Annotated in this window: 1 protein-coding gene; it reads right to left on the reverse strand. The window is 55.6% G+C overall.

Annotated features, from left to right (window positions below):
• Positions 1-297, reverse strand: a 297-nt coding sequence (locus Q4563_RS18785) for a low molecular weight protein-tyrosine-phosphatase (RefSeq protein WP_303605593.1), incomplete at both ends; no start/stop codon positions are given.

A 297-nucleotide genomic window follows, 5' to 3' on the forward strand; every position in this document is an offset into this window, starting at 1 on the left:
GTCTGTAAGCCTTGTTGTTCCCTGGCGAGCTGTTGCAATTCGACCAGGTTGGCACTGTCCATCGCCAACACATAGTCAAACACCTGCAGGTCTTCAGCGATCACTTGCCGTGCTTTCAGTACCGACAGGTTATACCCGCGGCCAGCCGCGGCACTGATTGCCCGCGAATCCGGACACTTGCCGATATGCCAGGCAGCCGTACCAGCTGAGTCTATGCGCACTCGATCGGATAATCCGGCGTTATCCACCATTTTCTGGAAAACGCCGTGAGCGGTCGGTGAACGACAAATATTACCC

The organism is Gilvimarinus sp. 1_MG-2023, from assembly GCF_030548285.1.